The sequence below is a fragment of the Kitasatospora sp. NPDC127121 genome, assembly GCF_042677305.1.
Taxonomy (GTDB): Bacteria; Actinomycetota; Actinomycetes; order Streptomycetales; family Streptomycetaceae; genus Kitasatospora.
The window spans coordinates 47,495-60,422 of the sequence record NZ_JBHXTQ010000050.1; the positions used below are offsets into that span (position 1 = coordinate 47,495).

Below are 12,928 nucleotides of genomic sequence, written 5' to 3' on the forward strand. Positions count from 1 at the left end.
GGGAGGGCGGTGCGCTCAGCCGGGTGAGGGGGGCTGCGGCCGGGCGGGCGGGGGGCCGGGGAGGTCGGTGAGGAGGGCGTGGGCCTGGGCGCGGAGGCGGTCGACCGGGGGGTCCTCGCAGATCACCTCCAGGCCGAGCCCGCTCGCCTGCCCCCGGTGGTAGTACGACTGGTAGGCGAGGTAGGGGCGGTGGCCGTCGGTGGGGTCCAGCCCGACGGCGAGCGTCGCGAAGTGGGTGCGCTCGTTCTCGGTGCGCTCGAACTCCGTCCGGGAGAGCTGCCATTCGAACTCGTACGGCTCCGGATCGGACGGCAGGTCCAGCAGCGCCTGGGCGAGCCGGCGGACGTCCTCCGGCCCGGCGAACGGGAGCGACTCGGACCAGCGGGGCGCGGCGGCGAGCAGCTCCCAGCCGCCGCCGTTGCGGCTGACGGACAGTGCCCACTCGCCGTCCTGGTCGTGCCAGTGGCAGCTGAGGATCGGATCCATGGTGGTCAACCTCCTTGTGAGGCTTGGCCGTTCGGCTCTCCCCATCGTGGCACACCGGACCGCCGAAGGGAGCCGGGCGGGGCCTGCCGCCACACTCGTTGGAGCGGCCGGTAGTCGAGCACGGTGACGTCGTGCTCGGCGAGCAGCCCGCAGGCCTCGGGGGAGGTGAGGAACTCGTAGTCGGAGCGGCGGACGCGCCAGCCGTCGTCCGAACGACGGGACGCCGGCCCGGCCAGGCTCGGATGGACGGCCCACTCGGTCAGGCCCGGCCGCAGCGCGGCCAGCAGCCGCGCGTAGCGGGCGGGCTTGTCGTCCAGGGGGACGGCAAAGCTGTCCAGGAAGCCGTGGTCGACGACCGGCAGGCCGCGCTCGCGCATCCGGGCGAGCGCGGGTGGCAGCCAGATCCGCACCGCGAGGCCGTACTCGGCGCCCAGGGCGAGGGTGAGTTCGAGGATGTCCGTGCGGCCGCCGTCGGCCAGGCAGTGGAAGTCGAGGTGGGTGGGGGCGAGCCCGGCCGCCGCGACCGCGTCGATCTGGGCGCGGAACTCCCGCTCGACGTGGTCGAGTCGGGCTCGGGCGAGCAGGGCGGTGCGCCCGGCGGGCGTGGGCGCGTACAGCTCGCCGGTCTCGTCCAGCAGGGAGGGGACGTGGTCGCGGGCGGCCAGCGGGCCCCAGCGGCGGGCCGGCGACTCGCACACCAGGGTGAGGTGGACGCCGAAGGGGATCTCCGGGTGCCGCCGCAGGAGTCGGAGCGCGTGCGGGGCGGCGTGGCACGGGGGCATCAGGCTGCAGGAGGCGGCGATCCCGCGCAGGACGGAGTCGACCACGGCGAGGTTGACGTCCTCGTCCAGGCCGAAGTCATCGCAGTTGAGCAGCAGGAGGCGGGCGTCGGGAGGGTGGCCGATCAGGGCGTTCGCCAGGGTTTCTGCGGTCATGGGGGCAGTGTTCACCGGCGGTGGGGGTGGGCGCGTGGGGATTTCGGGCTGGGGGTGGTCAGCCGGTGGCCGGGTCCGGCGCGGGGTGCCAGGGGCGGTCGGCGCGGGTCGGGCGGGCTGCGGCGGTGAGGCGCAGGGCGTACACCTCGCGGTCGGTGGCCGGGTGCGGGACGGGGCCGAGGTAGTCGTGGCCGGTCAGGTGGCACCAGGCGGGCAGGTCGAGGGGGGCGGCGGGGTCGGTGGTGTGGATGTGCACCACCGCGCCGGCCGGCAGGTCGGCGATCCGGGCGCGCAGGCGCAGCAGCAGTTGGACGCAGAGCAGGCCGGTGCCGTCGACGGTCAGGTCGGGGGCGGGTTCCTGGCCGGGCTGCTGCCCGGGGGTGTGGGTCATGGGGTTGCTGCCCTTCGCGGTGGTGCGGCGGTGCCGGGGTGCAGGGCTCAGCCTAGGCGCCGGGCCGGGGCGAGGCGCTGATGGCTCTCGCCCTGGACCCGGAGCGGCACCCGTTGCCGTCCGGGACGGTGCGGTACGCGGCGCCGTTCGGGATCTAGCAGTTTCGTAGTCGGACAGCCCGACGGTTGAACAGTCCGTTAGTCGCGGGCTGTGGCCGCCCCCGGCCGCTGGTCGGGGGCGGTACCGCCGAGGCGGGTGAGCAGGACGGCGAGGCGGTCGAGGTCGTCGGGGCTCCACTGGTCGGCGGCGAAGAGCTCGGCCGCGACCTTCCGGGCCGTGTACAGCATCTCGGCGAGCCGTTCGCGGCCGGTCGGCGTCAGGGCCGCGTAGGCGACCCGGGCGTCGCGGGCCGCCGCCTCCCGGCTCACCAGGCCGATCCGCTCCAGCGGTGCCAGTCCGCGGGTGACGCCCGAGGCGGTGACGCCGAGGGCCTCGGCGAGGTCGACCCGGCGCATCCGGCCGCCGGGGGCGTGGCCGAGGTGGAGCAGCAGGGTGAAGTCGGACAGGCTCACGCCGTGCAGGCGGCTGAGGCCCGCGTCGAAGCGCTTGGCCACGGCGGCCTGGGCGCGGACCAGCCGCAGGGCGGTGTCCAGCGGGTCGGGCCGGGTGCCCGGGTGTGGGTCGGCCTGAGGGTTGGCCTGCGGGTCGGCCGGTGGGTTCGTGTGCGGGTTGGCCGGTGGGTTCGTGTGCGGGTTGGCGTGCGAGTCTGTCATTGCTACCTCCTTGACTACTCAAGCATACCGGTGCGGCGAGCCGTCAAGGAGGTAGCGGGAGGGGGGAGGGGGCTAGCCGGCGTTGGCGGCGCGGCGCTGCCGCTTGCCGAGCGGTGCCTGAGAGAGGTCCTCGGCCTGGGAGCGCAGGTTCTTGTAGCCGTAGCCGCGCTCGGCCAGCCAGGCCCGCGCCGCCCGCTCGGCCCGCTCGGCGGCCGCCAGGATGTCCTCCTCCGCCTCGCCCGAGTCGAGGAAGCGGAAGGTGAAGGCGGCCCGCGCGCCGAGGTCGTAGCTGAGGTGTCCCTCGCGGGTGAAGGCCGCGCGCAGCACGTCGTGTTCGGGCGCGCGGGCGAGGAGTTCGGCGTGCTGCTCGGCGCTCAGGCCGTCGAAGACGCCGCGCACCATGATGCGGAAGGTTCGAGTGGTCATCCCCCGACCATAGGCAAGGCGGGCGGTCGACCGCCAACCCGATTTCGTGCCGCTGGTCGGATCCCGGTGGCCGGGTCCCGCTGGTCGACCGCGGGTTCCGGGGTTTCGCCTAGGCGCGCCGGGTGGGCAGGCGGGTGCAGACGGTGCCGGAGGCGAGGGGGGCCGGTTCGGCCTTGAGGGTGTCGAGGGTGAAGTCCGTGGTGAGGGCGCTGATGTCGGCGGTCTGCCGGATGAGGTAGTGGTTGGCGCCGGGGGCTTCGTAGCGGGCGAGGTCGGGGACGACCGGGCGGGCCCGCAGGGCGTATTCGAGGGACTGGTTGGCGTTGGCGGCGCTGTGGTCGCCGGTGCCGTGGACGATCAGGACGCGCCAGCCGGCGAGGTGGTCGACGGGGTCGCCGCTGGGCAGCCAGGGCGCGATGCCGGCGACGCCGACGACGTTCGGGTGCCCGGCGCACCAGAAGGCGGCGCGCCCGCCGAGGGAGTTGCCGATGAGGACGACGGGTACGTCGCCGTAGCGGCGGGCGAGTTCGTCGAGGGCCCAGCGGGTGTCGACGGCGGTGTCGGCGTCGGCGCCGTTCCAGCCGCTGTAGCGGTAGCGCAGCAGGTGGACGGCGAGGCCGTGCGGGCGGCCGCGGTCGGCGAGTTCGGCGGTGAGGCGGCGCAGGCCCAGTTCGGCGACCTTCAGCGGTCCACGCCGGCTGCGCAGGAACCCGCCGGGCAGCAGCAGGGCGACGGCTTCGACCCGCCCCGTCCCGTCGTCGCCGAGTCGTGGGGTCAGTTGTGCGGTGCGCGGCCGCTGCGCCTGGAACACGCGAAATCCTTCCCTGGTGTCTACCTGCGGATTCTACGGTTCCGCGGTCGGGTCGCGGTGCGTGAGCAGGGGCCGCAGGGCCCAGCCGGTGGCGCGGGGGCGGGGCCCGCGTGGACTTGGCCTGGCGGGCCGACTCGCCTCCGGGTACGAGGCGTTGGGGCGGGGCGTCGGGGCGGGGCGTCGGGGTGAGGTCAGGAGGGGCGGCCCGGCTGGTCTCCGCCGCCGGTGGAGCGGCTCCGGCCGGAGAGCAGGTCCTGCATGCTCGGGAGCTTCCGGCGCTGCGAGCCGGTTTGCGCGCCGCTCTGGGAGCCGGTTTGCGTGCCGGCCGGCGGGGCGATCGAGCGGCGGGGTTCGGTGGCCGGGCCGAGGCCGGCCTTGGCGGCCGCGTCGGCGAGGAAGTCGGAGGCCTGGCGGCGGGCGTTGTCGACCGTGCGGCGCAGGCTCTCGGCGTCGTTGCGCAGTTTGTCGGTCTGCCGGCGCAGCAGGTCGGTGCGCTGTTCGGCCTCGGTGAGCTGCTTGAGGCTGGCGGCCGCCCGGGCGGCGGCCTCCCGTTCGAGCTCCTCGCCGCGTTGCTGGGCGTCGGTGACGATCTGTTGCGCCCGGGCCTCGGCGTGGGCCCGCTGGTCGGCGAGGTCCTGGTCGAGCCGGCGGCGCCGCTGGGCGATGCTGGTCTCGAACTGCAGCGCGACCTGGGCGGCCTGGTCGCGGGTGTGCTGGAACAGCGCGTCCGCCTCCCGTCGGCGGGCGAGGACGTACGGGTCCTCCTCGGCGGCGGGGACGTCCCGGACGGTGGCGTGGTAGCCGGCCGGGGGCTGTTCGGCCTGCTCGGCGAGGTGGAGCAGGCGTTGGGCGACCTGGTCGGCGTGCGGCGGCCGCCGGTCGGGGTCCTTGGCGAGCAGTTCGAGGACGAGGTTGTCGACGTCGGCGGGCAGGCCGGGCCGCAGGGTGCCGGGGGCGGCGGGGTGGACCTCGCCGTGCTGGCGGATGAGTTCGTAGAGGGTGCCGCGGAACGGCGTGCGGCCGGTGAGGAGTTCGTACAGGAGGCAGCCGAAGGCGTAGAGGTCGGAGCGGGCGTCGAGGCCGCGGCTGTCGAAGCGTTCGGGGGCCATGTAGGCGGGGGTGCCGACGATGACGTTGGTGCTGGTGATGCCGTCGTTGGCGGTGCCGACCCGGGCGATGCCGAAGTCGACGACCTTGACCTCGCCGGAGGACTGGATCATCACGTTGGCCGGTTTGACGTCCCGGTGGACGACGCCGGCCCGGTGGGCGGTGGCGAGGGCCTGGGAGATCTGGACGGCCCAGGTGAGGGCCTGGCGCAGGGGCAGCGGCCCGTCGCCGAGGTGGCGGCTGAGCGGGGCGCCGTCGAGCAGTTCCATGACCAGGAAGTAGAACGGCCGGCCGGCCTCGTCGTGTTGGCCGAAGTCGTGCACGGTGACGATGGACGGGTGGTTGAGCGCGCCGGCGGTGGCCACCTCGCGGACGAACCGGGCCGCGTCCTTGGGGGTGTTGTTGCTGCCGGGGAGCATCACCTTGACGGCGACGAGCCGTTGGATCCGCGCGTCGCGGGCCTTCCAGACCGCGCCGAAGGCGCCCTCGCCGATCTGCTCGACCAGCTCGTACCGCCCGTCGAGTACGTCGCCCGGCTGCATCCCCGCCCCTTTCGCGCCCCGGTGCCGCGCCCCGGCCCCCGGGCCAACCTACCGTCCGTCGGTGGGGCCGGGAGTTTTCCGTTGTCTTTGTTCAGGATCCAGCGAGGCTCTGCGATCATCCGATGATCGTCGCTCATGCGGTGGGCGGCGCTTGACGGGGGAGTGACCGACATGGCCGAGGGGCCCGTGGACAGTGCCGCCGGGGCCGGGTGGGCCCGCAGGTCCGTCCGCCTCGCCAGGGGCGGGTTCGCGATGGACAAGGAGGCCTGGATGGTGGTCTCCGGCGGGGTGCTGGGGGCCATGTTCGCGAGCATGGGCCTGGCCGTGCTGATCGGGCCGTCCCAGGGGTACGGCGGCGAGAGCCTCGACTTCATGGGCATCGTCAGCATCCTCGGCCTGATGCCCTGCGGGGCCGGCCTGCTGTGGGCGCTGCTCCACCCCCGGCGCGGCTTCCCCGCGGTCGCCGTCGGGATCCTGTTCGGGCTCGCCGTGTTCGTCTCCTTCGCCGGGACCGGCCTCAACGACGCCTGGGAGGCGCCGCTGGACCGGCCGTCGTCGATCCGCGCCGTCGGCAGCTGGACCAGCGGGGACGTGGTGGTGCGGGTCCGGCCCGACCAGGTGGTGGCCTACCGCGGCGCCACCGGGCAGGTCGCGTGGCGGTGGACGCCGCCGGGCGAGGACTCCGTCTGCGCCATGAGCCGCGGGACGGGCCACGGCCTCGGACTGCTCGGCCACTCCCCGCACGACCGGCCGTGCGCGGCGGTGACGGCGCTCAACCTCGCCAACGGCACGGCCGCCTGGACCGCCGCGGCGGACGCGCCCGGCCGCGTCGGGGACACGGCGGCGCCCGATCTGCTCGCCGTCGCCGGGGACGAGGCCGTCCTCCAGGAGCGGACCGGCTGGCGCGCGGTGCACCTGGCCGACGGGCGCGCTTCCTGGCGCGGCGACGCGGACGCCGGCTGCGCGCCGTTGCAGGTGGCGGGCGGGGCGGCGGAGGTGGTGACGGTCGCGCAGTGCGGCGACGCCGCGCCGGTGCTGCGGTCGCTGGCCCCGGCGGACGGGCAGGAGCGGACCCGGGTCGCCCTGCCGGTCACGGGCGGGCTGAAGGACGTCGCGGTGGTCTCCACCGAGCCCCTCGCGGTCTGGGTCGACGCGCAGGGCGAGCGCGGGACGCACGCCGTCCTCAGCTTCGACGGGGCGGGGCGGCAGCGGGCGTCGATCCCGGTCGCGGGGGACGAGTACGACCTCGACGTCATGCTGGGCGGTGCCCACGCGTACGACGCGTTCGCCGCCCGTCCGCTGTTCGGCGGGGTGGTCGTCGGCGACCAGCTGATCGTCCCCGGCGAGAAGCCGGACGACGTCCGGATCAGCGGGGGGAAGAACCCCAGCCGCATCGCCACCGGGCGCCTGGTCGCCTACTCGCTCGCCGACGGCGGGAAGCGCTGGACGTCCGGGCTGGACGACCAGGTGACGGGGCTGCTGGTGGACGGCGCGTCGGTGTGGGCGCTGACCCGGGACAAGCTGACCCGGGTCGACGCCGCGACCGGGCGGAAGAGCAGTGAACTGGACGTCAACGACTCGAAGTCCGTCCACCCGGTGGACCTGTCGGTCTCCGGGCCCGGCCGGTTCACGGTGGTGGCGGAGGACGGCACGCGGGACGAGCCGCCGGCCCGGGGCATGGGCTGAGCCGGTCCGGGGTCTGAGCCGAGTCCGCCGGGGGCCTGAGCCGAGCCCGTTCGGAGCCCTTGGCCGCCCGCTGTTCGTCACGCTCGGTGACGGACTCGGCCCGGGGGTGCCGCCCCGAGCGGCTGTGTCAGGCTGGTGGGGGAGCACCGCCGAGATCGGGAGGCTCATGATGGCCGAGATCAGGGTGAACGGGGTGTCGCTGCACTACGAGGCCCGTGGTGAGGGGCCCGGCGTCGTCCTGGTGCACGGCTCGTGGAGCGACGCCGACAGCTGGGCGCGCGTGATGCCGGGCCTGGCCGAGTCGACCACCGTCGTCGCCTACGACCGGCGGGGCCACAGCCGCAGTGAGGACCCGCTCACCCAGGGTTCGGTCTACGAGGACGCGGCCGACCTGGCCGGGCTGATCGACGGGCTCGGACTCGCGCCGGCGTTCGTCTGCGGGAACTCGTACGGTTCGCTGATCACGCTGCGGCTCGCCGCCGCCCGGCCCGACCTGCTGCGGGGGATCGCCGTGCACGAGCCGCCCGGCGCCGGCATCCTGCTCGCCGACCCCGAGCTGCGGCCGGTCGCCACCGCGCTCGCCGACCGGATCACCGCCGTCCGGGAGCTGCTGGAGCAGGCCGAGTCGGCCGCGGCGGCGGAGCTGTTCGTGGAGACGGTCACCTTCGGGCCGGGGGCCTGGGCGCAGCTGCCCGCGCCGGTGCGGCACACGTACGTGCGCAACGCGCCGACCTACCTGGACGAGCTGCGGGACCCGGACGCCCTGGACCTCGACCTGACCGCGCTGGCCCGCTTCACGGAACCGGCCCTGCTCACGCAGAGTGACAACAGCCCGCCGATGTACGGCGAGGTGCTGGACATCATCGACCTCACCCTGGCGAAGGTGGAACGGCACCTGTACCCCGGTGCCGGCCACGCACCGCACCTGTCGCAGCCGGAGGAGTGGGTGCGAGTGGTGCTGCCGCGCGCCCTGGCGTGAGCCCCCGCTCCGGGGGTGCGCCCACTTCGGGGGCGCGCCCGGCCCGTTGCGCGCGGGGGCGCAGCGGGCTGGGCGCAGCGGGCCGAGCGCAACGGGCCGGCCGTACGCGTCAGTTGGGCGAGGCGCCCCAGCCGTCGTCCGGGAGGGTGCGGTCCGGCTCGGGGCAGTCGGTGTGGTCGTAGCCCCACAGCATGGCCTTGTTCAGCAGCCAGTCCTCGGGCGGCGGCGCGTCACCGCCCTCGCGGTCCGCGTGGCCGTCGCGGTCGGTGAGGACGAACGCCACCCGGACCTCCTCGGCCACCGCTACCTCCAGGGTGCGCTGGTCGGGGACGTTCTCGTACGTCACGGTCTCCCAGCGGCAGCCGGCGGCGGTCAGCGCGGCGATCAGGGCCGACTCGGTGACGTGCGTGTCGAGCGTCATCAACCCGCCGCCGGCCAGCGGGAGTTCGAGTTCGCCGTGCCACACGGGCAGGGACAGCGACTGGAGCCGGCGGCAGCGGCAGAACACCGTCTGCACGTCGCCCCAGCTGAAGCCGTGCGGCCAGCGGGACTCGCGGTGGATCCGCCCGCCGTCCCAGGGGTCGCCGTAGTGGGCGGCGAGTTCGGGCAGCGAGGCGTTGTAGCGCAGCCCGTCCGGGCCGTCCAGGCCGCCGGTGGCCGCCAGCGCGGTGAGTCGCGCGAGGAAGTCCGTCACCCCAGGCACCCGCGCAGCGCCTCGATCAGCCGGTTAGCGCGGGCGTCGCCGTGGCCGATCATCCGGTTGGCGACGTAGCCGAAGCCGACGCCGAACTCGTCGTCCCCGAAGGCGAACTGGCCGCCCGCGCCGTCGTTGCCGAAGCTGCGCTCGCCCAGCAGCGGGCGGAAGGCGGGGGAGTCGAGCAGCAGGCCGGAACCCCAGCGGGCGCCCATGTCGAAGCCCAGGAAGCCTGCGCCGGAGGAGACTTCGCGCACCGCGTCGGTGACGGTCTCGTGCGAGAGCAGGCGCGGGCCGCCGTCCAGGCCGGTCGCGGCCGCCGCGTACAGCCCCGCCAGCCCGGTGGCGGAGGCGACCGCGCCCGCGCCGGGCAGCTCGATCGCGTGCAGGGCCGGGTCGTTCCAGCCGTGCGGCACGTCCAGACCGGGGAAGACCAGGGCGCCGTTCATCGTCACGATCCGGGTCAGCAGGTGCTCCGGGCCGGGCATCGGGCGGCGGCCCTCAGCCTCCACCAGCCGGGCCAGGCGCGGGAGTTCGTTCTCCGGCAGGCCGATCCAGACCGGCAGGCCGAGCGGCTCGGCGATCTCCTTGCGGAGGAACGCGCCAGGGGTTAGCCCGGTGATCCGGCGGATCACCTCGCCGACCGTGAAGCCCAGGACGTGGCCGTGGTACTCGTAGGCGGTGCCGGGCTCCCAGAGCGGCTCCTGCTCCTCGATCGCGCGGACGACGGGAGCCCAGGCGGCGATCTCCTCGAAGGAGAGCGCCGCGTCCAGGGCCGGGATGCCCGCGCGGTGGCCGAGGATCATGCGGGTGGTGATGTCCTGCTTGCCGTGGCGGGCGAACTCGGGCCAGTAGCGGGCGATCGGCGCGTCGAGGTCGAGGCGGCCCTGCTGGGCGAGCAGGTGGGTGCTGATGCTCACCGCGCCCTTGGCGCAGGAGAAGACCGGGACGACGGTGTCCTGCGTCCAGGCCCGGCCGGTGCGGTCGTCGGCCGTCCCGCCCCACAGCTCGACGACCTTGCGGCCGCCGGCGAACACCGTGACGGCGGAGCCGAGTTCGGGGAACTCGGCGAAGTTGCGGGCGAAGACGTCCGCCACGGCGCCGAACCGTTCGTCGGCCCAGCCCTGGTACTGCTGCATGGTGTCCAGCCCCGTCCTCTGGTCCTCGTGGGGTCGCTGCCCCAAGATCGTCGACCGGACCACGGTACGGCGTCGGGCCGCTCGGCACGACCCGTTTCCCGACCATCGGTCGGGGCGGCCCTCGTCGGGCGGGGAGCCGTCGTCGGGCATGATGGTGGACGACTGGGGAGAGGGCTCGGAGTGGATCGTGAAGCACTGGACGCGCTGACCGCGCTGTGGTCCCAGCGGTGGCCTCAAAGGGGGCTGGGCCCGGGGAACACCAGGGCGAGACGCCGTGGCAGAGCCTCGTCGCCCGCCTGGTGAAGGTGGTGGTGGAGGCGAGGGCCTCGGCCGCTCGCGGGGCGGGTTCACCAGCAGGGTCCACCTGAGCGCGGACGGCCGGTGCCGCCCGCTGTCCCTGGTCGTCACGCCGGGGCAGCGGGCGGACTGGACGCAGTTCGAGCCGGTACTGGAGAAGATCCGTGTCCCGCGGACAGGGCCGGGCAGGCCCCGGAAGACGCCCGACAGCGTGGCCGCCGACAAGGCCTACAGCAACGGCCCGTGCCGCGCCTACCTGCGCAGGCGCGGCATCCGGCACGCGATTCCGGAGAAGGCGGACGGTCAGGCCGCCCGCCTGCGCAAAGGCTCACGCGGCGGGTGCCCGGTGAGAGTTCTCCATCGGGCCCCGCTCACCAGGTCACGGGCAGTGACCGCATCCCGTAGATGAACGACTCGGTACGGAACTCGCGCTCGCCGGCCAGCCGCAGCCCCGGCAGCCGGCGGAACAGCGTCTCCAGGGCGATCTGGAGTTCGGCGCGGGCCAGCGGCTGGCCCAGGCACTGGTGCACGCCGAAGCCGAACGCCAGCTGCCGCCGGGCGTCCCGGTACAGGTCCAGCTCGTCCGTCGCCCGATGGCCGGCGCCGCCGAACACCGCCTCGTCCCGGTTGGCGGTGGAGAGCATCGCCATCACGCCCTCCCCGGCCCGGACGGTGACGCCGCCCAGCTCCACGTCCTCCAGCGCCACCCGGGGCAGGCCGGTGTGCACGATGGTCAGCAGCCGCAACAGCTCCTCCACCGCGCCCGGCAGGGTGGCCGGGTCGGCCAGGCCGGGGATCTGCTCGGGGTGCTCCAGCAGCAGCGCGGTCGACAGCGCGATCATGTTCGCGGTCGTCTCGTGCCCGGCGACCAGCAGCAGCACGCTCATGGCGGCCGCGTCGTCCGGGGTCAGGTCGTCCCGCGCCGCGAGTCGGCTGAGGACGTCGTCCTGCGGCTGTGCGCGCTTGCGGGCCGTCAGGTCGCGCAGGTAGTGCAGGATTTCCTCCTGGGCCTCCCGGAGCTGCTCCACGGTGCTCTCCTGGCTGAGCATCGTGCGGCTCAGGCTCTGGAAGCGGTCGTGGTCCTCGTACGGCACGCCGAGCAGCAGGCAGATCACCAGCGAGGGCACCGGCAGCGCGAAGTCGGTGACCAGGTCGGCCGTGGTCCGGCCCGCGGTCATCCGGTCCAGTGCCTCGTCCACGATCCGCTGGATCTCCGGGCGCAGCGCCTCCACCCGCTTGACCAGGAATTCCCCGGTGAGCATGCGGCGCTGGCGGGCGTGCTCGGGGTCGTCGAGCCGCAGGAAGTCCGGATTGTCGGTGATCAGCTCGCGAGCGCCGGCGACCAGCAGCGGGAAGGACGGGTGGCGTATGTCGGCACTGAACCGGCGGTCGGACAGCACGGTGCGGACCTCGGCGAAGCCGGTGACCAGCCAGCAGAGGTCGCCGTCGGGCAGCTCGGCCCTGGTCACCGGCCCGGTGGCGGCGGCCTCGGGGTACGCGGGCGGCGGGCCGAACGGGCAGCCGCCGGAGTGCCGGGCCGGCAGTGGGAGGACGGGGGTGGTGGGTGCGGTGGTCAAGGCGGGGGTCTCCTCACGTCGCGGGTGTTCTCGTGGGGTTCGGGGCCCGGGAAGGTTCCCGGCGGCCTGCGGGGCCGGCGGCGGGGGTCCGTCAGGCCCCGGCCCGCGCGGGCTCGTCCCCGGTGACGGTGATCGCCCGGCCCGGGCAGAGCTCGGAGGCGAGTCTGACGTCGTCGAACTGCTCGGGCAGCACGACGGTCTGACGGAGCCTCACGAGACTGTCCCGGTCGTCCTGGTCGAAGACCGCGGGGGCGTTCATCACGCACATGCCGGAGCTGCAGCAACGGTCCCGGTCGACGCTCACCTGCATGTCGGGCACCTTTCGCCAGGGCGGCGCCGACTGCCAGGCGGCCGCCTCTCGTTGTCACGGTCAACCTAGCCATCGCTGGTCCGTTCACGGAGGGGTACGGTGGCCGGATCGAGAATGGCTGATTCGGCCCCTGTGTGTGAACCCCCATTGCGGCGCTATGCGTTTCAGCCCGCGGTACTTCGCCGGACGGGTCGGCGGACCCGGCCGCGCGGACGGCCTCACAGGCCCTTCGGCGGTGGCCAACTCCCGTACGGAGGCCACCGTGTCGGCCTCGGCGGCGCTCTTGTCCGGCCGGTAGCGCACCACCCGGGCGAACCGCAGGGCCAGCCCGGCGGGGTGGCGGGGGCTGCGCCGGAGGCCGTCGAAGGCGACCTCGACGGCCAGTTCCGGCCGGACCGGCACCGTCCGGGCGTCCCGCCCGGTCTCCCGGGCGAGCAACTCGGCGGTCTGCCAAACGAGCGTCCGGTCGGTCAGCCCCTTGAAGGTCTTGCCGAGCATCACCCACGGGCCGAGCCCCGGCTCGCCGGCCGCCCGGGCGGCCGGCGAGGCCCTCGGACGGTCCCGAGGCGGTCGCACCACGCCGTCGCGACCAGGTATGACAAGCGCGTGTACATCTTCCTCGGCACGGTCACTGTCGCCGCACTGGTCATCTGGCTCCGCTCATGATCGCGCGGACAGAACCTAGGGCGTGTCTTCAAACTCCCGTCGTCCGCCCGGAGGGCGGGCGTGGCGGCGTTGGGGTGCGTGCATCGCAAGGCGGAGGAGGGAGTCCATG

The 12,928-nt window shown here is 74.5% G+C and carries 14 protein-coding genes and 2 pseudogenes; 4 read left to right on the plus strand and 12 right to left on the minus strand.

Going from position 1 to position 12,928, the window contains the following annotated elements; translation table 11 throughout:
* Window positions 1-15: 15 nt before the first annotated feature.
* From ACFVHI_RS23735 to ACFVHI_RS23745, 3 genes are read right to left on the minus strand one after another with little or no spacing between them, the layout of a single operon-like run.
* On the minus strand, window positions 16-486 hold the full coding sequence (locus ACFVHI_RS23735) for a hypothetical protein (RefSeq protein WP_063346747.1): 471 nt from the start codon (window positions 484-486) through the stop codon (window positions 16-18).
* A 5-nt stretch (window positions 487-491) separates the two neighbouring features.
* Entirely contained in the window at window positions 492-1,421 is a 930-nt protein-coding gene (locus ACFVHI_RS23740) for a polysaccharide deacetylase family protein (protein ID WP_380342407.1), read from the minus strand.
* Between the two features lie 58 nt (window positions 1,422-1,479).
* The gene (locus ACFVHI_RS23745) at window positions 1,480-1,812 is read right to left on the minus strand and encodes a sulfurtransferase TusA family protein (protein ID WP_380342410.1); all 333 of its coding nucleotides are present in this window, start codon (window positions 1,810-1,812) and stop codon (window positions 1,480-1,482) included.
* A 71-nt stretch (window positions 1,813-1,883) separates the two neighbouring features.
* Between ACFVHI_RS23745 and ACFVHI_RS23750 the strand changes: the two are divergent.
* Window positions 1,884-1,970, plus strand: a pseudogene (locus ACFVHI_RS23750) (GNAT family N-acetyltransferase); the annotation flags it as partial.
* A gap of 39 nt (window positions 1,971-2,009) precedes the next feature.
* Here the strand turns inward: ACFVHI_RS23750 and ACFVHI_RS23755 are convergent.
* The 4 genes from ACFVHI_RS23755 to ACFVHI_RS23770 all read right to left on the minus strand — a co-directional run bounded on the left by ACFVHI_RS23755 (window position 2,010) and on the right by ACFVHI_RS23770 (window position 5,471).
* Window positions 2,010-2,585 carry a MarR family transcriptional regulator gene (locus ACFVHI_RS23755; protein ID WP_380342413.1) on the minus strand — a complete coding sequence of 192 codons (576 nt, stop codon included), beginning with the start codon at window positions 2,583-2,585 and terminating at the stop codon, window positions 2,010-2,012.
* A gap of 72 nt (window positions 2,586-2,657) precedes the next feature.
* Complete coding sequence (locus ACFVHI_RS23760; protein WP_380342416.1) at window positions 2,658-3,011, minus strand: DUF6204 family protein; 354 nt, start codon at window positions 3,009-3,011, stop codon at window positions 2,658-2,660.
* 109 nt (window positions 3,012-3,120) lie between these two features.
* Complete coding sequence (locus ACFVHI_RS23765; protein WP_380342419.1) at window positions 3,121-3,822, minus strand: alpha/beta hydrolase; 702 nt, start codon at window positions 3,820-3,822, stop codon at window positions 3,121-3,123.
* Window positions 3,823-4,013: 191 nt separating this feature from the next.
* The gene (locus tag ACFVHI_RS23770; RefSeq protein ID WP_380342423.1) at window positions 4,014-5,471 is read right to left on the minus strand and encodes a protein kinase; all 1,458 of its coding nucleotides are present in this window, start codon (window positions 5,469-5,471) and stop codon (window positions 4,014-4,016) included.
* Between the two features lie 171 nt (window positions 5,472-5,642).
* Between ACFVHI_RS23770 and ACFVHI_RS23775 the strand changes: the two genes are divergently transcribed.
* Window positions 5,643-7,157, plus strand: coding sequence for a PQQ-binding-like beta-propeller repeat protein (locus ACFVHI_RS23775; RefSeq protein ID WP_380342426.1), 1,515 nt, complete (start codon window positions 5,643-5,645; stop codon window positions 7,155-7,157).
* A gap of 169 nt (window positions 7,158-7,326) precedes the next feature.
* Window positions 7,327-8,136: an alpha/beta fold hydrolase gene (locus ACFVHI_RS23780; protein ID WP_063346740.1), complete on the plus strand. Its 810-nt coding sequence runs from the start codon at window positions 7,327-7,329 to the stop codon at window positions 8,134-8,136.
* A 109-nt stretch (window positions 8,137-8,245) separates the two neighbouring features.
* Here ACFVHI_RS23780 and ACFVHI_RS23785 read toward each other — a convergent pair whose 3' ends face one another.
* Both ACFVHI_RS23785 and ACFVHI_RS23790 read right to left on the minus strand, forming a co-directional pair.
* Complete coding sequence (locus ACFVHI_RS23785) at window positions 8,246-8,830, minus strand: hypothetical protein (protein WP_380342429.1); 585 nt, start codon at window positions 8,828-8,830, stop codon at window positions 8,246-8,248.
* Entirely contained in the window at window positions 8,827-9,969 is a 1,143-nt protein-coding gene (locus ACFVHI_RS23790) for a serine hydrolase domain-containing protein (protein WP_380342445.1), read from the minus strand. Before ACFVHI_RS23790 ends, ACFVHI_RS23785 begins: the two co-directional genes overlap by 4 nt.
* Before the next feature lie 325 nt (window positions 9,970-10,294).
* On the opposite strand from ACFVHI_RS23790, the pseudogene ACFVHI_RS23795 reads away from it, so the two are divergent.
* Window positions 10,295-10,651, plus strand: a pseudogene (locus tag ACFVHI_RS23795) (transposase); the annotation flags it as partial.
* Here the strand turns inward: ACFVHI_RS23795 and ACFVHI_RS23800 are convergent.
* The 3 genes from ACFVHI_RS23800 to ACFVHI_RS23810 form a co-directional block, all read right to left on the minus strand.
* Window positions 10,638-11,843, minus strand: coding sequence for a cytochrome P450 (locus tag ACFVHI_RS23800; protein WP_380342432.1), 1,206 nt, complete (start codon window positions 11,841-11,843; stop codon window positions 10,638-10,640). The pseudogene ACFVHI_RS23795 and the gene ACFVHI_RS23800 overlap by 14 nt on opposite strands.
* A 91-nt stretch (window positions 11,844-11,934) precedes the next feature.
* Window positions 11,935-12,153, minus strand: coding sequence for a ferredoxin (locus ACFVHI_RS23805; RefSeq protein WP_380342435.1), 219 nt, complete (start codon window positions 12,151-12,153; stop codon window positions 11,935-11,937).
* Between the two features lie 84 nt (window positions 12,154-12,237).
* The gene (locus tag ACFVHI_RS23810) at window positions 12,238-12,732 is read right to left on the minus strand and encodes a hypothetical protein (RefSeq protein WP_380342437.1); all 495 of its coding nucleotides are present in this window, start codon (window positions 12,730-12,732) and stop codon (window positions 12,238-12,240) included.
* Between the last annotated feature and the right edge of the window lie 196 nt (window positions 12,733-12,928).